The sequence below is a fragment of the Micromonospora lutea genome, assembly GCF_016863535.1.
In the GTDB taxonomy this organism is placed as follows: Bacteria; Actinomycetota; Actinomycetes; order Mycobacteriales; family Micromonosporaceae; genus Micromonospora; species Micromonospora lutea.
In genome coordinates, this window is the sequence record NZ_BOPB01000007.1 from 131,743 (window position 1) to 151,009 (window position 19,267).

Annotated in this window: 16 protein-coding genes; 6 read left to right on the forward strand and 10 right to left on the reverse strand. The window is 71.8% G+C overall.

The genetic code is table 11. The annotated features are described in order from the left end of the window. The first annotated feature begins 125 nt into the window (after positions 1-125). The 3 genes from Vlu01_RS07365 (at position 126) to Vlu01_RS07375 (ending at position 3,165) form a co-directional block, all read left to right on the forward strand. Entirely contained in the window at positions 126-866 is a 741-nt protein-coding gene (locus tag Vlu01_RS07365) for a VOC family protein (protein WP_203995763.1), read from the forward strand. A gap of 115 nt (positions 867-981) precedes the next feature. After that, the gene (locus Vlu01_RS07370) at positions 982-2,004 is read left to right on the forward strand and encodes an NAD(P)-dependent alcohol dehydrogenase (RefSeq protein ID WP_203995764.1); all 1,023 of its coding nucleotides are present in this window, start codon (positions 982-984) and stop codon (positions 2,002-2,004) included. A 123-nt stretch (positions 2,005-2,127) separates the two neighbouring features. Beyond that, positions 2,128-3,165 carry a zinc-dependent alcohol dehydrogenase gene (locus tag Vlu01_RS07375; RefSeq protein ID WP_203995766.1) on the forward strand — a complete coding sequence of 346 codons (1,038 nt, stop codon included), beginning with the start codon at positions 2,128-2,130 and terminating at the stop codon, positions 3,163-3,165. A 24-nt stretch (positions 3,166-3,189) separates the two neighbouring features. Here Vlu01_RS07375 and Vlu01_RS07380 read toward each other — a convergent pair whose 3' ends face one another. Further along, positions 3,190-3,657 (reverse strand): HNH endonuclease, encoded by a 468-nt coding sequence (locus tag Vlu01_RS07380; protein ID WP_203995768.1) that lies wholly within the window; start codon positions 3,655-3,657, stop codon positions 3,190-3,192. A 160-nt stretch (positions 3,658-3,817) separates the two neighbouring features. Between Vlu01_RS07380 and Vlu01_RS07385 the strand changes: the two genes are divergently transcribed. After that, positions 3,818-4,816, forward strand: a complete 999-nt coding sequence (locus tag Vlu01_RS07385; protein WP_203995777.1) for a tyrosine-type recombinase/integrase — start codon at positions 3,818-3,820, stop codon at positions 4,814-4,816. 50 nt (positions 4,817-4,866) lie between these two features. Here the strand turns inward: Vlu01_RS07385 and Vlu01_RS07390 are convergent, their stop codons facing one another. After that, complete coding sequence (locus Vlu01_RS07390; RefSeq protein WP_203995782.1) at positions 4,867-5,646, reverse strand: FkbM family methyltransferase; 780 nt, start codon at positions 5,644-5,646, stop codon at positions 4,867-4,869. Positions 5,647-5,701: 55 nt separating this feature from the next. After that, positions 5,702-7,234: an ArnT family glycosyltransferase gene (locus tag Vlu01_RS07395; protein WP_203995783.1), complete on the reverse strand. Its 1,533-nt coding sequence runs from the start codon at positions 7,232-7,234 to the stop codon at positions 5,702-5,704. Between the two features lie 232 nt (positions 7,235-7,466). Here Vlu01_RS07395 and Vlu01_RS07400 point away from each other — a divergent pair, with 232 nt between their 5' ends. Further along, positions 7,467-7,892 carry an Hsp20/alpha crystallin family protein gene (locus Vlu01_RS07400; protein WP_203995784.1) on the forward strand — a complete coding sequence of 142 codons (426 nt, stop codon included), beginning with the start codon at positions 7,467-7,469 and terminating at the stop codon, positions 7,890-7,892. A gap of 141 nt (positions 7,893-8,033) precedes the next feature. Beyond that, on the forward strand, positions 8,034-8,444 hold the full coding sequence (locus Vlu01_RS07405) for an Rv0361 family membrane protein (RefSeq protein ID WP_203996009.1): 411 nt from the start codon (positions 8,034-8,036) through the stop codon (positions 8,442-8,444). A 6-nt stretch (positions 8,445-8,450) separates the two neighbouring features. Here Vlu01_RS07405 and Vlu01_RS07410 read toward each other — a convergent pair whose 3' ends face one another. From Vlu01_RS07410 to Vlu01_RS07440, 7 genes are all read right to left on the reverse strand, one after another. Beyond that, positions 8,451-9,152 carry an ABC transporter ATP-binding protein gene (locus tag Vlu01_RS07410; RefSeq protein ID WP_203995785.1) on the reverse strand — a complete coding sequence of 234 codons (702 nt, stop codon included), beginning with the start codon at positions 9,150-9,152 and terminating at the stop codon, positions 8,451-8,453. Beyond that, positions 9,149-10,117, reverse strand: coding sequence for an ABC transporter ATP-binding protein (locus Vlu01_RS07415; RefSeq protein WP_203995786.1), 969 nt, complete (start codon positions 10,115-10,117; stop codon positions 9,149-9,151). The genes Vlu01_RS07410 and Vlu01_RS07415 overlap by 4 nt, the downstream gene beginning before the upstream one ends. After that, positions 10,114-12,795 carry an ABC transporter permease gene (locus tag Vlu01_RS07420; protein ID WP_203995787.1) on the reverse strand — a complete coding sequence of 894 codons (2,682 nt, stop codon included), beginning with the start codon at positions 12,793-12,795 and terminating at the stop codon, positions 10,114-10,116. The genes Vlu01_RS07415 and Vlu01_RS07420 overlap by 4 nt, the downstream gene beginning before the upstream one ends. 55 nt (positions 12,796-12,850) lie before the next feature. After that, entirely contained in the window at positions 12,851-16,048 is a 3,198-nt protein-coding gene (locus Vlu01_RS07425; RefSeq protein ID WP_203995788.1) for an FtsX-like permease family protein, read from the reverse strand. A gap of 125 nt (positions 16,049-16,173) precedes the next feature. Further along, positions 16,174-16,875, reverse strand: coding sequence for a thymidine kinase (locus Vlu01_RS07430; protein ID WP_373307309.1), 702 nt, complete (start codon positions 16,873-16,875; stop codon positions 16,174-16,176). 110 nt (positions 16,876-16,985) lie between these two features. Further along, positions 16,986-18,380, reverse strand: coding sequence for an MFS transporter (locus Vlu01_RS07435; protein ID WP_203995790.1), 1,395 nt, complete (start codon positions 18,378-18,380; stop codon positions 16,986-16,988). Between the two features lie 20 nt (positions 18,381-18,400). Next, positions 18,401-19,231 carry a glycerophosphodiester phosphodiesterase family protein gene (locus Vlu01_RS07440; RefSeq protein ID WP_203995792.1) on the reverse strand — a complete coding sequence of 277 codons (831 nt, stop codon included), beginning with the start codon at positions 19,229-19,231 and terminating at the stop codon, positions 18,401-18,403. Positions 19,232-19,267: the final 36 nt, after the last annotated feature.

A 19,267-nucleotide genomic window follows, 5' to 3' on the forward strand; every position in this document is an offset into this window, starting at 1 on the left:
AGTAAACATTGCCCAGAAATCGGGCATACCGTACGCACATCATAATGACTGTTAATGTGCGTAAGGACTCACGCTGGTGTAATCGGGCGCTCGGAGCCGATCTGCCTGCACCTAGGGTGGGGCGCATGGCATTGCGGCTCGTACAGGTGAACTTCAAGGCTCGCGACGATGCAGCCCTCGGCCAGTTCTGGGCGGACGCGCTCGGCTGGGGTGTCTCCAGCGAGGGACCCGGCGTGACCAACATCGAACCCCTCGGGTTCTCCTGGCCGGACCCGACCGCTGTCTGCATTGACGTCGTCAGCGTGCCGGACCCGGAGACGGTGCGGTACCGCGTGCACCTCGACCTCGCCACCACGTCCGAGGCTCATCAGGCGGAGCTGGTGGGCCGCCTGATGGATCTCGGTGCGACGCCCGCCGACGTGGGCCAGGGGGACGTCCCGTGGACGGTGTTGGCTGACCCGGACGGCAACGTGTTCTGCGTGCTGGAGCCTCGGGAGATCTACCGGGACACCGGGCCGATAGCCACGGTCGTGGTCGACTGCGCGGATCCGCGAGCCATGGCCCGGTTCTGGGGTTCGGCGACGGACTGGACCCTGCACGAGGTGACCGACGACCATGCACGGCTGCGTTCAGCCGCAGGCGTCGGACCGTACCTGGAGTTCCTTCGTACGCCGCAGCCGAGGACCTGGTGGAGTCGGGTCCATCTCGACCTGAAGCCGTACGCCGGTGACGACCAGGCGGCGGAGGTGGCCCGGCTGACAACTCTCGGTGCGACCGTCATCGACGTCGGCCAGAGCGACGACGTGTCGTGGAAGTGCCTCGCCGACCCGGAGGGCAACGACTTCTGCGTCCTCGCCCCGGGCTGACGCCAGGTGACGTCAAGGGCCTGGCTGATCTTGTCGGTGCAATGCACGATCTTCACACGGCGGACGGTCCAGTGCTTGACTGACAGCAATCCGCGAGCTTTGAGGGGCAGGTCCCATGAAGGCTGTTCAATACACCAAGGTCGGAAATCCTCCCGAGCTTCGGGAGGTTGACAAGCCCACTCCTGGTCCGGGTGAGATTCTCCTGCGAGTTACGGCCTCGGGGCTGTGCCACTCCGACGAGGTCGTCATGAGCTACAGCGCGGAGCAGTATCCCTACCCGCTGCCGATGACGCTCGGGCACGAACCGGCGGGCGTCGTCGAGGAGCTCGGCGCCGGCGTGACCGGCGTGCAGATCGGTGACAGCGTGATCGTCTACGGCTGTTGGGGCTGTGGCGTGTGTCGGATGTGCGCCGACGGATCCGAGAACCTCTGCCTGACGGGCATGGTTTCTCCGGGACTCGGTCGCGACGGAGCCATGGCCGAGTTCATGCTGGTCGACGATGTACGCCACCTGGTGCCCATTGGGGATCTGGACCCGGTCAAGGCGGCCTCTCTGACTGACGCGGCCCTGACTCCGTACCAGGCCATCAAGAAGGTGCTGCCGAAGCTCGTCGGGGGGAGCAGCGCAGTGGTGATCGGTGCTGGAGGACTGGGGCACGTGGCGATTCAGCTGCTTCGGGTGCTGACTCCTACCCGCGTCATCGCGCTCGACCTCGGCGAGGAGAAGCTTGCCTTCGCCGCCGAGATGGGAGCCCACGAGGTACTGGAGTCCAAGCCTGAGGCGGCGGACCGGATCAAGGAGTCCACCGACGGTCGCGGAGCGGACGTGGTGTTCGACTTCGTCGGGATCGACGCGACCGGAGATCTCGCACTGGCTTGTGTCGGGGTGGGCGGCTCGGTCGTTCTCGTCGGCGCCGGCGGTGGCAGTGCACGGGTCAGCCTGCTCACGGCGCCGTACGACGCACAGGTGAGCACCTCTCTGTGGGGACGCCGCAAGGAACTGCTCGAACTCGTCGACATGGCGCACCGTGGTGAAGTCTCTATCCAGACGGTCACCTATCCCCTGGACGACGCCGTGCGCGCCTACAGCGACCTGCACGAGGGCAAGATCCGCGGACGGGCCGTCATCGTCCCCTGATCCGGTGTTCCGCGGGTGGCTGATCGTGGCCGGCGCGACCCGCACAAGCACGGCGGGGTCGTGATCTCTATGCGATGCTGAGAGCGGTCCGTTCGTTCGGCACTGGGAGCCTAGGAGGAAGTCATGAAGGCACTGATCTACAGCGTGCCGGGCGAGACGGAGGTCCGGGAGGTTCCGGATGCGGTGATACAGGAGCCCACCGACGCCATCGTCGACGTCATCGCGACATCCATCTGTGGCTCCGACCTGCACGTGGTCTCTGGGGACCTGGTGCCGGACACCGGATTCATCCTCGGCCATGAAATGGTGGGCCGTATCCGTGAACTCGGCTCCGCGGTGAAGAACTTCTCTGTCGGCGACCGCGTGACAGTCTCCCCAGCTCCGTACTGTGGCGTTTGCGCGAGCTGCCGCCGCGGGAACTACGCGCATTGCCAGTTCGGCGGGGTCTACGGCTGCGGCGAGACGTACGGAGGCTTCGCCGGTTCCCATGCCGAGCGGCTGCGAATCCCCTTCGCCGCCCGCGACATGATTCGGGTACCCGACCACGTGTCCGACGAGTCCGCACTCGCGATCTCCGACGCACTCACCACCGGAGCCGGTGGCGTCACCAAGGCGGTGACACAGCAGGGACGCACCATCGCCGTCTTCGGCTGCGGCCCGGTGGGGCTCTCGGCAATCCACTACGCGACGATCTGGAAGCCCGCGAAGCTGATCGCCATCGACCTCGTGCCGGAACGCCTCGAGATCGCCCGGCAGATGGGAGCAACCGACGTCATCTCCGCCGCCGATCCGCGCGAGGAGCTGCAGCGCATCACCGGCGGCGTGGGCGTGGATGCCGCGATCGACTGCGCAGGCGTGGAAGCCACCTTCCAGGCGGCGATCGACTCTCTCGCCCCGGAGGGTTTCCTGTCGATCATCGGGATTCCCCACAAGCCTGTCAGCTTCGATATCGCCGGCGCGCTGAGAAACGGCCTCAACCTGTGGACGGGACTCGCGGATGTGGGCCCCGCACAGACAATCATGGATTACATCGCCGACGGACTGCTCAATCCCGATGCGATCTTCAACCACGAGACCACCCTCGATGAGGCGCCCGCGCTCATCAAGACGCTCATGACCAGCCGCGACCACGGCATCGTCAAGGCTGTGATCCGACCGTAACCCCCGCCGGAGGCCGTGGCCGGGTCAGGACGGCCCTCGACCGTACGCCGTGCGGGCTTCGGCGACCTCGGCCGCCTGGCGTTCACGCCAGCGTTTCTGCGCCAGGCGGTTGCAGGTGCGACAGACCCGTCGCAGGCGGTCGGTGCCGGGCTCGGTTTCCCGCTCGTGACCGTTGCGGCAGCGCAGGCGCTGGGTTCGTTGCCGGCAGTTGTCCGCGTGGTTGAGCTGGCGCAGATGGGTCGGCTCGATACAGTCCGGGACTCCGCAGTCGTGGTGGACTTCGAGGGCGGGATCGTAGCCGCCGACGAAGACCGCGTACGCCGCGATGTGCGCCCACGCCCGGCCCGCGAGTTTCTGGTACACGCCGCGCCGGCTGCCGTAGCCGCGCACGATGAGGCATCCGCTGTCGGTTCGCGTCGTGCGGCTGAGCAGGTACGCCCGCAGCGTGTCTTCGGTGAAGTGTCGGGACAGGCCGTTGATCTCAGACAGCACCACGTCAGGGTAGGTCGCCGCCATGCTGTCCGGTGGATGCGCGCCGGTGCCGGAGAGAATGCGCCCGCTACCCGGCCGCGCCGCGACGCCCGATCGGATGATCAATTTCTGCCGGCGCGCCTGTTCGCGTACCTCAACCGGAGCTGAGAACCTTTTTCACATGCGCTCCTCCGACACCCCGGTGCGGTACCACCCCCCGATCCACCCCGCCCTGCCCGGTGGGCCCCATGCCGTGACCGAGGCATGGTTGCGCAACCGCCGGCTCAGCGAGCACACCCGTGACGCGTACCGTCGGGACGTCGCCGGGTGGTTGGCCTGGTGCGAGCTGCGTCGGCTGGATCCGCTGCGCGCGAACTTCCTGCACGTCAACGAGTACGGCCGGACCTTGGAGAGCAGCCTGTCCGCGCGGACCGGACGTCCGCTGACGCCGGCGACCGTCGCCCGGAAACTGTCCGCGCTGTCGAGCTGGTACGACTTCCTGGTCAAGCTGCGGGCGGTCGAGTCCAATCCGGTCTCCGGGGCCGACCGGCCGCGCGTCGATCGGGACCACTCGGTCACCGTCGGTCTGACCCCGGACGAGGTGGACGCGCTGCTCGCGGCCGCCGAGGCGGAGACCGGCCCGACCGCCGCCCGCAACCGTGCCGCCGTCGCCCTGCTCGCCGATCTGGGGCTGCGGGTGGGGGAGCTGGTCTCGCTGAACCTGGACGACCTGGGTGCCGAGCGGGGGCACCGCAGCGTGCGGTTCGTCGGTAAGGGCGGTCGGTCACGCCGCCGGGCGTTGACCCCGGGCACGGCGTACGCCGTCGACGCGTACCTCGCCGAACGGGCCGCCGCGCAGCGGGTGGACGTGACGCAGTTGAGCGGTCCATTGCTGGCCACCGCCAGCGGTGCCCGCCTCGACCGGCACTCGGTGTTCCGGCTGGTCCGACGACTCGCCCGCAGCGCGGGGATTCCCGCGTGGGCGCGGCTGTCGCCGCACTCCCTGCGGCACGCCTTCGCCACCACCGCCCGCGCCGAGGGGGTGCCGCTGGAGGACGTGCAGGACGCCATGGGCCACGCCGACCCGCGCACCACCCGCCGCTACGACCGGGACCGGCACAACCTGGACCGGGATCCCGCGTACGCCATCTGGGCGGCCCGGGCCCGCCGCCGCGGCTGACCGGACGTCGGGCAGCCGTACCGCTGGGAACGGGGTCGCGCTGCGCCGGATCAGGATGCCGTGGGGACGCAGTACACGTCGCCGGAGTTGGCCTCGTGCGGCAGCGCGAGCAGGTACGCGGCCATCTCCTCGGCACCGACCCACCGCCCGAGGGCCAGCGCCTTGTCATCGCCCAGGGCGAGGTCGAACCCGCCGAAGCCGAGCGCGGCGAGCCGGCGCAGGCAGCGCAGCGCGACCGCCCGTCCGATCGTGGTGAACTCGAACGACAGCGCGGGCAGCGGTCGGCTCAGCCCGGCGAGCACGGCGTCCTCGAAGCCCTCCACGTCGATCTTGACGAAGGCCGGCGTGCCGTGCTCGGCGATCAGCGTGTCGACGGTGGTCACCGGTACCTCGATCCGGCCGTCCCAGACCTGGTCCTCCCAGCCGCCCGCGCCGGCCGCGGCGGCGACGAAGTCGGTGGAGGCGGTGGAGACGGTGGGGTTCGCCGAGTTGACCAGAAAACCGATCCGACCCGGTTCGGCACCACAGGCTCCCTCAATTAGCGTGACCTGGTCGTCGTCGGCGTAGATGGCCCGCAACGCCCGCAGGCACAGCGGTTGCGGTTCGACGGCGACGACCCGGGCACCGAGCCGGCGGAAGCTGCCGATGTGGTCTCCCACGTGCGAACCGATGTCGAAGACCAGGTCGCCGGGGCGGACGAAGCGGGCATAGAAGGCGTCCATCGCCGTGTCCCGGTCGGGATTGCCGTAGTAGACCTCGAGTGAGCGGCGCAAGGAGGCAATGCGCGGGTCTGCCTTGAGCGCCTCGACCGCGGCGGAATGGGTACCCATCGCAGCACCCTAACCCGCCCGACGAACTCGCCGTGGCGGTCCGCGCGGCCGCCGTTCACCCCGTGTGACGTACCTCGGTGTCCCAGATGTCGGCCCAGGGACGCCGTAGCCCACGGCACAGCCAGATCGGCCCACCGTTCTCGTCGTTGTCCACCGCCACCCCCAGGTCCACCCGTCCGGCCGGGGTGACGTCGGTGAACCAGGCCCGCAGCCGGTCCGGTCGCGACCAGCCGACGGCGATCGCCACGTCGGCCCCGTCCGGCGGCCGGCCGAAGTCGGCCACGCTGTTGTGCCCGGAGTACGCGGCGGGCAGCCCGCGCTGCGGGCCGTAGCGGGCCACCGCGCCCGCCTCGCCGTAGTTGCCGGTGAGGATGATCGCGCGGGCCTGCTCCTGCGGAGGTAGGGCGCGGTGTACGGCGGCGAGCGAATCGGCGAATGCCGGCCAACCGATGGTCTCCCCGGCGTCGTAGTTGACCGCCACGACGAAGTCGGGCAACCGGTCGGCCGGCAGGACCGGCAGCAACAGCACCGCGTTGCTGGTGGCGGCGAGCACGACGACCGCGGCCAGCAACGTTCGGCGTACCCGATCGCGTGCCGCCCAGCCGGCGGCGATGACCGCCCCGGCCGCGGTGAGCACCAGCAACAGTGGCGCGTCGTAGTAGCCCTTGCCGCCGACGAGCAGCACGATGCCGGACACGACCAGCCAGGCCCAGCCGAGCGCCCGGTGGCCGCGCCATTGCGGCCGGCGCAGCAGCGCCACCAGCCCGGCCACCCAGATCGGCATCACGAACGGACTGATGATCACGAAGTGCAGCAGCAGGGCGTCGAGCCGGCCGCTGTAGGAGCTGTCCCCGTCGGCGATCGTCGCCGCGACTCCCAGCTGGGGAAAGCCGTTGACCGCCTGCCAGGCCAGGCTCGCCGCAGCGAGGAGCGCGTACAGGCCGGCGGCGGCCAGCACCCAGCGGTCGCGCAGCAGCCGGCGTGGCCCCGCGAGCGCAACTCCGGCCACCAGTCCCACCGCGAGCAGCGCGGGCAGCAGCTTGTTGGCCATGCCGACACCGAGCACCAACGCGACGGCGAGGGCCCATCGGCCGTCGCCGGTGCGCAGCAGCAGCACGGTACACAGTGCGGCGGCCAACCAGACCACGAGGTCGACGGTGGTGGTGCTGAGCAGATGGCCGGTGGACAGCACGATCCCCGACGTGGCGCCGAGCAGGGCGGCGAACGTCTGGGTGCTGCGGTCGGCGCCGAACTGCCGGGCTATCGCCGCGACCAGCAGCACCGCACCGCCGGCCAGCAGCGCCGACGGTGTCCGCAGGACCAGCAGGTTGCCGGGTGCGACCGTGTCCGCGAGCCGGGCCAGAGCCGGCACCAGGGGGCCCTGGTCGACGTACCCCCAGTCGAGGTGGTCGCCGGCCAGCAGGAAGTACAGCTCGTCGCGGTGGTAGCCGTAACGGGCGGCCAGCGCCAGCAGGACCAGCGTGACCGCACCGGCGACCAGCCACGGTCCGGCCGCTCTGGGGCCGGGGCCGGAGGGCGGCGGGTGCTCTGGCGTACCGGTTCGTGCCTGCGGCGTCGCCGTTGTCACTCTGACATTGTCGAGCGCGACCACCAGGACCGGAATCCACCAGACGGTCCCTGAGCGGCAGATCGGCGAGCCGTACGGTCAGCCGTCGATCATCGGTGGGTCGGGGGTCTCGACCGGTCCGATGAGCCGCCGACTTGACGCTGGGCGACGGACGAGCTAAACAAGAAGTGGAAGTTGAGTCGACCAGACTCAACTAAGGATCCTTCGGCCAGGAGAACCGAGGAGGTACCCGATGCTGATGCGCACCGACCCGTTCCGTGAGATCGACCGGCTCGCCGAGCAGTTCTTCGGCAGCACCAGCCGCCCGGCCGTCATGCACATGGACGCCTACCGCGACGGTGACTACTTCTACGCCGCCTTCGACCTGCCCGGAGTCGACCCGGAGAGCATCGACTGCACGGTGCAACGCAACGTGCTGACCGTCCGCGCCGAACGTCGCCGCCCCGCCGGCGACAACGTCGAACTGGTCGCCGCTGAGCGTCCGATGGGCGTCTTCAGCCGCCAGCTCTTCCTCGGCGACACCCTCGACACCGACAAGCTTGAGGCCGGCTACGACAACGGCGTGTTGACACTGCGGATCCCGGTCGCCGAGCGGGCCAAGCCTCGCCGGGTCACCATCAGCGCGACCGGAAACGGGCGCAAGGAAATCAAGAACTGACCAGGGTTCTGACGTGGGCGTGGCCGGGCGTGATCGCCCGGCCACGCCCACTTTCGGCCCGCCACGGCGGCCGATTCTCTACCGTCGAGTGGTGTGGGCACTGCGCAGCCGTGGAGCAGACCGGCCCGGCGACGCCATCCGATGCGGACCGGCCTCGCCGTCGCCGGCGCTGGCGTGGCACTGTGCTGCGTCGGAGTGGCCGGGCTGGGCGCCTGGAACCTGCAACTGGTCACCCAGGCCTCCACCCCGGTCCGGGAGACCGCCGAGGGGTTCCTGCGCGAGGTCACCGCAGGTGACACCGGCAGCGCGTACGAACGGCTCTGCGCCGACGCCCGTACCCGGTGGAGCGAACTCGGCTTCACCAGCTGGATCCGCACCCCGCCGGTGGTGCGCGACTACGAGATCGTGGACGTCTCCGTGGCCACCCGTGGCGGCCGGCCGCACGGCAAGGTCACCGTCCTGCTGACCCGCGACACCGGCAGCACCGAACAGCGGGACCTGTCGGTGGTGCGGGAGGACGGCGGATGGCGGGTCTGCGGCGACCCGTACTGAATCCGGTCACACCCGAACCGGCTCGGCCGCCTCGACCAGTCGACCGTCCCGCAGCACCAGCACCCGGTCGGCCATCTCCACCAGCGTCGGATCGTGCGTGGCGACCAGCGCGGTCATCCCCCGGGCGTGCACCAGCGCCCGCAACAGGTCCATCACCGCACGGCCGGTCTCCGAGTCCAACTGGCCGGTCGGCTCGTCGGCGATCAGCAGCGCCGGATCGTTGGCCAACGCCCGGGCGATCGCCACCCGTTGCTGCTGCCCGCCGGACATCTCGTACGGCCGCTGCGCGGCCTGGCCACCCAGCCCAACCAGTTCCAGCAGCACCGACACCCGCTCCTCGCGTTGCGTGGCCGGGACCCTCGCCAGCCGCATCGGCACCCCCACGTTCTCCGCTGCGGACAGGATCGGAATCAACCCGAACGACTGGAACACGAACCCGATGGTGTCCCGGCGCAGCCGCAGCAGATCCTTCTCACCGGCCGCGGTGACCTCCTGGCCGGCCACCCACACCCGCCCCGCAGTGGGCCGGTCCAGGCCGCCGATGAGATTCAGCAGCGTGGTCTTGCCCGCCCCAGAACGGCCCCGCACCGCGACCAACTCACCCCGGCCGGCGCGCAACGACACGTCCCGGATCGCGTGGACCACCCGATCGCCGCCGCCGTAGTCACGGCTGAGCCCGTCGACCCGGATCAGATCCTGCTCGCTCACCGCGTACTCCTCTCGTCGCCGGAGCGGACCTGCACGTGGTCCGGCTCCAGGGTCAGCCTCACCCGGTCCCGCAGGGCCAACGCATCGACGAAGCCCGCCGGCAGCTGCATCCGTCCGGCCCGGTCCAGCACCGCGTACTCCTCGGTGACCAGTTCCTCGACGCCGTCGGCACCGACCCGCGCGGTGCGGTGCACCTCCGAGGCGGTGCGGCCGTCACGGATCGCGACCGTACGCCGAACCTGGGTGGCGACCTGCGGGTCGTGGGTCACCACCACCACGGTCACCCCCAGCTCGGCGTTGATGGTGCGCAGCGCGGCGAAGACCTCCCCGGCCGTCGCCTCGTCCAGTTCACCGGTCGGCTCGTCGGCGAAGAGCACCTCCGGGTCGTTGGCCACCGCCACCGCGACGGCGCAGCGTTGCTGCTCGCCGCCGCTGAGCTGCCCCGGCCGACGGTCCGCGCAGTAGCCGACGCCGACCATCTCCAGCAGCTCCGCCGCCCGCCGCCGCGCGGCCCGGCCACCCCGGCGCGACAGCCGCATCGGCAGTTCCACGTTCTCCCGCGCGGTCAGGTACGGCAACAGGTTGCGTCCGGTCTGCTGCCACACGAACCCGACGGTGTGCCGCCGGTACCGCAGCCGCCTGGCCGCCGACATGGTCAGCAGGTCGTAGCCGGCCACCCGGGCGATACCCGCGGTCGGCGTGTCCAACCCGGACAGGATGTTCAACACCGTCGACTTGCCGGACCCCGACGCACCCACGATGGCCAGCAGCTCACCACGGTCGACCACCAGGTCGAGGCCCTGCAACGCGACGACCTCCACACCCTCGCTGGTGAAGATGCGCACCAGGCCGTCGCAGACGATGTGCCCGCGCAGGCGGTCGACCCCGCCGGCCCGGGCGGCCGCCCGTTCCGCCGCACGCCGCTGCAACGTTGCCAGGTCCGGAACATCCGGCACCACCGTCATGGGTTCTCCTCTCCCAACCGCAGCACCTCACCGAGGCGCATCCGTCGGTTCATCAGGTTCTCCACCGCCAACCCGGTCACCAGGCCCACCACCACCAGCCCCAGCACCGAGGCCAGGACCAGCGGATCCAGGTGCTCGCGGATCGGCACACCGGGCGCGAACGCGGACAACCCGAGGGTGGATCCCAGGATCCGGGGCAGGGTCGCACCCACCGCCGCCCCCGCCAGGGCCGCGACCAGGACCAACGGCACCAACTCGTACACCAGCAGTCGTCGGCCACGCCCGGCGGACAGGCCCAGGGTCCGCAACCGGGACAGCATCCGACCCCGATCGGCGGCACCGGCGGCCACCGCGAACCCGACGGCCAGCACGGCCAGCGCGGTGCCTCCGGCGGCGCCGGCGGTGAACGCCAGAGTCAGCACGTCGTTGGCCCCGGTACGGTCCAGTTCCTCGCGGTACGCCCGCCAGGTCTGCACCGACGCCGGCAGCTGCGTGCGCGTCACCTGCACGCCGAGCACCTCGGACTGCCGCTGCCGCTGCGCGTCGTCGGCCACCCTCAGCAGGTGCGCCTCGTCGATGTCGTCACCGGCGACCAGATAGCGGTTCGGGATGATCGGCGTGTACTCGTACTCGGGCAGCGCCTGCCACGGCAGCACCACGAACCGCTCGGTGCCCAGCCCCAGGCCCGGGAAGGCGTCGGCCACCCCGGCGACCCGGAACTCGTACAACCTGCTCTGCACGTCGACGGCGGCCCGGTCGCCGAGCCCCTCGGCCACCGCCGGGGACACCACCGCCGGTACCGGCCCGTCGTCGCGGGCGGCCGACAACAGCGCCGCCGGCACGTCCACGTCGACGCCGCTGTGCGCCACCACCTCGGCGAAGGCGGGGGCGTCCACCACCAGTACCCGTACCGTGCCGAGCTGCCGCGACGGCGTCGCCGCGTCCGGCACCAGCCGCCGGTTCGAGTCCACCCGCACCCGGGCCAGCGCCGTCACCCCGGGCGTGCGCGCCAACGCGTCCTCCGCGTCGGGGGAGAAGGTGTACCCGGTCAGCCAGGCGTCCGCCGGCACCGTCAACGTGGCCCCCCGGTCCCGGGCCGCGTCGACGGCGGTGGTGACCACCCCGCCGAAGACCCCGGTGCTGACCGCGACGATCAACACCGCCAGCGGCCCCAACGCCACCGGCGCACCCCGTCCGGCACGGGCGACGCCGAGGAACAGCGACGCACCGCGGGCCCGCGCGGCGAGCCGACCGGCCAGCCGCAGCGGCCACGGCAACAGTCGTACGGCCACCAGCGCGGCGGCCACCGCGACCAGCACCGGCACCGAACTGAGGTACACGTCGACACCGGCGTCCGGGTCGAGGCCACGGCGGCGCAGCAGCACCACCCCGAGCCCGGCCAGCACCAGCACGCCCGCCTCGACGGTCAGCCGCCGGGCCGACGGGCGCCGCCAGGCGACATCGGCGCGTCCGCTGACCACGCCGACCCGCCGCTGCGAGTGCATCGCCAGCACCGGCACCACCGCGGTGGTGAGCACCGCCAGCGCCACCACCAGCCACGGAAACGCCCCCTGGCGGCCCGGCACCTGGCTGCCGACGAGCCAACCGATCAGCACCGCGACCGGCTGCACGGGCGCGGACTCGGCCAGGGACCGTAGCCCGATGGCGGGCAGAGCGGCGCCCCGGGCCCGCAGCAACGCGAACTCGTCGCGTCGCCGCAGCACCGTCAACCGGGCCGCCAGCAGGATCAAGCCGAGCAGGCTGGCGAGAAGACCCGCCTGCACGACGGCGAGCAGCGCCTGTACGGCGTGCAGCTGCGCCGCGAACCGCGACAGCGCACTGTCCAGCGACGTCTGCACGGTCGCCCCCGAGTGCCACGACATGCGGCGCGTCTCGGCCACCGCCGCCGTCACCGACTCCAGCGTCGCCGTGGTCAGCCGCCGCTCGTCGAAGCGGTACCGCCAGCCGCTGACGGCGGCTACGCCAGTGCCGGCGGAGACCACGTCCACACCGATCCAGTCGGTCACCCCGGCCACGATGTACGGCTCACCGTCCAGCACCGGGATCACCGGCTCCAGGGCGTGCCCCAGGTCGTCCCAGACCGGGTCACCGGCGTCGCGCGGTTCGAACACCCCGACGATCCGCGCGGGTGCCTGACCGTCCCGCCCGGCGAAGGACAACCGCTGGCTGGCGCGCAACGACAGCGTCTCGGCCACCGCCTGGGACACGACCACCTCGGCCGGGCCACCCGGACGGGTGCGCGGCCAACGGCCGGCAATCAGCTCGGCTGCCTCGATGACACCGGTCTGGGCACGCAGGCCGAACACCTTCCGCGCGCCGCCGTCCATCGGCGGCGCGTCGCCGCTGGCGAGCAGGTGTTCCTCGTCCAACGATGCCGCGTACCAGCGGCGATCCACCAGGTCCGGCAGCGGCGACGGCAACTCGGCGGCGTACCGGTCCAGGTCGGCCTGCCCGGTCTCGGCCGGCGCGGGCCGCTCCACGGCCAGCGACACGTCACGCACCAGATGCGGCAGCCGGGCCACGTCGGCACGCAGCCCCCGGTCGGCGTACTCGCCGGTCAGCCGGGGCGCGGCGGTCAGCAGCAGCGCCGCGACCAGTCCCAGCACCGCCAGCAGGCCCAGCTGAACGCCGTACGCCCTGATCCGCCTCACGCTCACCGGACCGGCCTTTCGTTCGCGGCTGCGACATCCCGTCTCGCTGCGCTGGTCGCGTTCACTGGTCCTCCCCGGCGCGCAGCTGTGCGGCGGTGAGCCGTCGCCGCACGCTGACCGACGCCGCGGCGCTGAACGCCAGGGCCAACGCCAGCAGTCCGACGCCGGTGACCAGCACCGGCGGCCAGTCGACGCTCAGCAACGGTGGGGGGTCAGGACGGTCCGCCGACGCGGTCAGGATGACCAGCGGAGCCATCGTCGCCGCCACGCCGATTCCCACGGCCAGCCCCACCAGCACACCCATGCCGGCGAGGAACGACTGCTCGGCCAGCAACGACCGGGCCACCAGGCGGTGACCCGCACCGAGCGTGTGCAGCACCGCCAGTTCCCTGGCCCGACGCCGGGCCGTCGCGCTGACGTCCACGGCCACACCCACCGCGGCCAGCAGCACCGCGGCGAGAGCGGCGACGAAGAGCGCACCACGGGCACCCACCCCGAACGGGTCGCGGGCCAACTCGTCGGCGACGTCCTGACGATCCAGCACGGTCAGCTCACCGAGCGCGGCGGCGGCGCCGGCCACCTGTGCCGCCGCGCCGGGCTGGGCGGCGACCCACCACTCCTGGGGCGCGCGGACGATGCCACGCTCGTGGAACAGCCGGGTCCGCAACGACGGCAGGTCGACCAGCAACGCGGCGTCCGTCACGTCGCCGGGCAGGGCTGCCACCCGGTCCACCAGGACGACGTCGACCTCGGCGCCACCGAGGAACAGTCGGGTCTGCGCCCCGACGTCGACGTGCAGCAGGTCCAGCGCCGCGCCGGTGGCGACCACCGGCACCCGGTTCGGGTCGGCCGCCGTGGTGACGGCCAGTTGCACGGGGGTGTCCCGGGCGTACCAGCCCACCGATATGTCCCGTTCGTAGCGGCCGGCCAGGGTGGTGCCGGAAACCGTCGACGCGGTGGCGGTACCGGCCCGGTCGACCAGCTGCCAGGGGCCGGCCAGCTCCACCGGGGTGCCGTTGGTCGAGTCCGGGCTGGCCCGCAGGTTCGACAACCGCCAGTCGAGGCTCAGCTGGGCGGCGGCGACGGTGTCGGTGGTGAAGCCGGCCAGCCGCCACGGCTCGTCGCCGGTCGGCAGCTCGACGGAGAACCGCAGCGGCTCGCCGTCCCAGCCGGTGGTGCCCAGGGTCAGCCGGTGATGTTCCCCCCGGGCGTCGGTGAGCACCACGTCGTGGCGGATGCGCATGCCGTTGTCGACGTCGCTGCGGGTACGCAGTTGGCCGGTCAGTCGCCGGGTGCCCGCCGGCAGCAGCGTCTCCGGTGCCTGCGCCCGCGCGTCGGCGAGGCCGCCGAGCAGCCGGTCGGTGGAGCCGCCGGCCAGGTCGGGGCGCAGCCGCAGCACCGCGGTCGCGGCCTCGGCGTCCATCGCCAGCATGGTGGCCGATTCCACGCCGGAGCCCAGCCGCACCGGCTCCCGCCAGACCGGTAGCACCGATCCGACTCCCGGCAGGTCGGCGAGCTGGTCGGCGCGGTCGTCGGGGGTGGTGCCCTTGACCTCGGTCAGGCGCAGGTCGGCGCCGACCCGGTGGGCGGCCTGGTCGTCGAGGGACCGTTGCGACGTTCCGGCGAGGGACCAGGCGAGGGTGCCGACCGCCACGGCGAGGGCGAGCAGCAGCACCGGGCCGGCGTGCGGGCGCCGCCCGGCCTGCCAGGTGCCGAGCATGACGGCGGTCCACGACCTGCGGTCCAGCCAGCGTTCCGCCAACCGGACCAGCGGCGGCAGCAGCCGCAGCGCGAGCACCGCGCCGGCCAGCACACCGAGCGTCGGCGCGGCTGCCAGCAGCGGATCGACGCCCAGTTCGCCGCCCCGGGACCGGGCCAGCGGAGACGAGTACCGGCTGAGCTGGTACCAGCTCAGCAGGGCCAGTCCGACGAGCAGGATGTCCATACCGGCCCGCTGCACCATGCCACGTCGGCTCGGGCGGGAGCGGCTGGCCAGCTCGGCGACGTAGTCGTCGCCCCGGCGCAGGCTCGGGCCGATCATCGCCACCGCGCAACCGGCGGCGGCGAGCCCGGTCACCAGCCATACCATCGAGTCGGTGGACGCCTCCGGACGGAACGACACGGCGGCGAGTCCGGGTAACCGGCCGGCCAGCCTCAGCAACTCCGCGACGAGCGGTGGGGCGAGGAGCACGGCAGGCAGGACGACCAGGGTGGCCTCCCGGGCGGTCAGCCCGGCCACCTGCCAACGGGCCGCGCCCCGGGCCCGCAGCAGCGCGGTCTCACCTCGCCGGTGCTCGGTGAGCAGGATCGCCACGAGCAGCAGCGCGTACCCACCGAGCACCACCACCAGCAGCATCGGGGTGACCAGGGCGGACCGGCCGACGAGGGTGGCCTGCTGCAGGCGGTGCACCAGGGCCACCAGGTCGCTGGTGACCACCGCCGACTCGCCGAGGCCGGCATCGGCCGCGGTGCTCGTGGTGATCCGGCCCGCGGCGGTGCCGAGCCGGTCCAGAGCGGTCGGGCCGACGCCGGCCAGGTCGGGTTCGACCAGCCAGCCGGCGGAGGCGTTGGCCAGGAAGTGCGTGACGAAGTCGTCCCGGGACACCGTCATCGGGCCGTAGGTGGCTGCCTGCGGCAGCGAACCGGTCGTCGTCTCCGGCGCCAGCCGCCAGTACGCGGCATCCGGGTCGACGGGAGCGAACACACCCGTCACGACGACCTCGGTGACCCGCCCGCTGAGCCCGTCGGTGATCGGGATGCGGTCGCCGACACCCACCCGCAACGTCGTCGCCGCGACCTCGGCGATCGCGGTCTGCACCGGACTCGCCCCGGTCTGCGGCCACGCCCCGGAGACCAACCGGGCGTGCGCGGGCAGATCGTCGAGGAACATCACCGACGCGTAGGTGGCGCCGCTGCGGTCGGCGGCGGCGTCGCCGGTGTCGCCGCGCAGCTGCCGACCGGCCGCGTACCCGGCGGTGCTGACCCGGGCCGGAAGACCGGCCAGGTCGGCGGCGACCCGTTCCCGCAACGCGCTGTCGTGTTGCCGCAGCGCCTCGTCGGTGCGTCCGGCGGAAGCGCGCACCAGGATCGACCGTTCCTCGGCGGTGGCCGCGGCCAGCACGTTGCGGGTGCCGGAGTCGACGACGTCGCGGTTGTACGCCGCCAGGCCGGTGAGCGCCACGGTGGCCACCAGAGCCACCCCGGCGGCGGCCAGCAGCAGGCCCTTCGTGGCGCGGGCACGCCGCAACGCGAACCTCATTCGTCCTGTACCCCCGCCGGTTCGCGGGCCGGTGCGGCCCCTGGTTGCTTCCGTCATGCATCAGAAGGGGCCGGCACCGGGGAAAGGTTCGCCTGGTGATCGTTCCGTTATTCAGTTCGGTGTGTTCAGCCGCCGGGCCGGGCGCTGCGCGGGCCGAGGTCACCGGCGCGGTGGTGCCGCCGGCAGAGCACCTGGTAACGCACGTCGGCGGTGTCGACCGTGTCGCCGATGACGACCTGTGCGCCCTCGCGAGCCACCTGCCCGTCGGCGACGCGGGCGTTGAGCAGGCCCTCGCGGCCGCACCAGCAGAGCACCTCGACCTGGATCCGGGCGACCGAGTCGGCGAGTTCGAACAGCCGCTGCGCCGCGGGGAACAGGTGGGAGCGGAAGTCGGTGGCCAGGCCGAAGGCGTACACGTCGACGTCGTAGCTGTCGACCAGGTCGGCCATCTGCTCGACGTGCTCGACCGCGTAGAAGCTGGCCTCGTCACAGATCAGGTAGTCCACGCGCACCCCGTCGGCCCAGGCGTCGCGTACCAGCGTGCGCAGGTCGAGCGAGTCGGTCACCTCGATCGCCTCGTGGGCCAGCCCGATGCGGGTGGTCACCTGCGGGCCGAGCGACCGGTCGATGCGGGTGGTGACCAGTCCCCGGCGTCCCTGCCGGGCATGGTTGTGGTTCATCTGCAGCGCCATCGTGGACTTGCCGCAGTCCATCGGCCCCCAGTAGAACCGCAGCGCGGCGGCGTGCGCGGGGCGTCCGTCGACACCTCGGGCGGCGACGCACCCGGCCGGGTTGTCGCCCTCACCGGGCAGCGGCGTGCGGGCCAGGCAGGTCGGTACGGCGTCGTCGGTCGTCACGGACCGGCAGCCTAGTGCGCGGTGCCCGCCGTACGCGCGGCTGGCCCGCCGCTGGTGTCGATCATCGCACCGGTGACGGGTCAGAGCACCCGGGGCGGGGTGTTGCCGGCGGCGATGATGGCCCGTCGCATCGGCACCGCCAGCAGCAGCAGGAAGCCGACCACGAAGAAGATCAGCAAGGAGACCAGGCCGACCCGGTAGGAGTTGGTGAGCTGGAACACCAGGCCGAACGCCAGCGGGCCGAGCCAACTGGTGCCCTTGTCGCTGATCTCGTAGAAGCCGTAGTACTCGCCTTCCTTGCCGGTCGGGATCAACTGGCTGAACAGTGACCGGCTCAGCGCCTGGCTGCCGCCCAGGACCAGACCGATGGCCGCGCCGAGCACCATGAACGGCAGTGGCGCCTCGGCCGGCAGCCGGAACGCCGCGACGATCACCCCGGTCCACAACACCAGGCTGAGCAGGACCGTCTTCCAGGCTCCGATCCGCCCGGCCAGGGCGCCCAGCCCCAGCGCGCCCCCGAAGGCCAGGAACTGCACCAGCAGGATCGTCACGATCAGGGTGCTCTGGCCCAGCCGCAGTTCCTCGGTGCCGTACTGGCTGGCCAGGGTGATGACGGTCTGGATGCCGTCGTTGTAGACCAGGAACGCCAGCAGGAAGAACAGCGTCAGCGGGTACGCCTTGATCTCCCGCAGGGTGCGGCCGAGTTGCCGGAACCCGTCGGTGAGCACGTTGCCCCGGCCACCGGCGGCCAGCGCGGCGGCGGTCGGGTGCTCCCGCAGCCACCGCAGCGGCACCAGGGTGAACGCCGCCCACCACAGCCCGGCCGAGACGATGGACCAGCGGGCCAGATCCAGGGTGCGTTCGGCGGTGCCGTTGTCGAACGACTGCACCGCGACGAGGTTCAACGCCAGCAGCAGGCCGCCGCCCAGGTAGCCCAGCGCCCAACCCCGGCTGGAGATGGCGTCACGCTCGTCCGGCCCGCCCAGTTGCGGCAGGAACGAGTTGTACACCACGATCGCCGCCCCGAAGCTGATGTTGGCGATCATGAACAGCGCGCCACCGAGCAGGTACCGGTCGCCGGTGACGAAGAGCATCCCGATGGTCGCGCCGGCACCGGTGAACGCCGCGGCGGCCAGTAGCCGCTTCTTGTGCAGTGTCCGGTCGGCGATCGCGCCGACCACCGGCAGCACGAAGACCGTCAGCAACACCGACAGTGAGATCAGGTACGGGTAGTAGGAGCCGGCGGCGACCTTGATGCCCAGCGGGTACACGTACCCGACGCACTCGTCCGCGCCGAGTTCGCACCCGGCGGCCACCTTGGCCACGCTGGTCAGGAAGGGCCCGAGGAAGACGGTGATGACGGTGGTCTGGAAGGCCGAGTTGGCCCAGTCGTAGAAGTACCAGCCGGTGCGCTCGCGGCGGGTGCTTCTCGGTGGTGGAACGTCCTGCGCCGCCGGGGTGACCGTCTCGGCCATGGGATCCTCCGCCCAGGTGTTCAGGCGGCCCAGTGGCCGCGGCTGCGGTAGACGTCGCGCAGCACGCCGACGTGGTCGGTCATGATGCCATCAACCCCAAGATCAAGTAACTCGTGCATCTCGGTGGGTTCGTCGATCGTCCAGACGTGCACCTGTAGGCCGAGGCGGTGAGCCATCCGCAGGAAGCGACGATCGACCACCGGCACCCGCCCGTAGCGCACCGGCACCTGCGCGGCCACCACCGACGGCGGCAGCCGCAGCGGTCGACCGGTCCACGAGGCCCACCGCAGTCGGGCCACCCCCCGCATCCCGAGGCTGGTGGCGACCCGCCCGCCGGTCAGCGCCCGCAGTCGGGTCAGCCGGGTGTCGCTGAACGAGGCCAGCAGCACCCGGTGGGCGGCGCCGGCCCGGTCGATCGTGGTCACCGTGGGCGTCACGCCACGGTCGGACTTGACATCGATGTTGAACCGCACCTGTGGCCATGCGCCGAGCACCTCGTCCAGCCGGGGCACCACGGCGGAGCCGCCGACCCGCACCGTGGCCAGATCCGCCCAGCGCATCGCACCCACCCGACCACGTTCCCCGGTGACCCGCTCCAGGGTCTCGTCGTGAAACACCACGGCCACCCCGTCGACGGTGCCGTGCACGTCGGTCTCGACGTACCGGTAGCCCAACGCGACCGCCCGGGCGAAGGCGGCGGCGGTGTTCTCGTCGCCGTCGGCGGCACCACCCCGATGGGCGAAGGCCAGCGGGGCGGGCGAGTCGAGGTAGGGGTGCACGGTCGGTGACACGCCGGGCAGTATGCCTGCCCCGGGTGGCCTCCGGGTAGCCGACCGGAGACGAGCCGGCATCGACCCGTCGCCATCGGTAACTGCCGGATGCCGGAC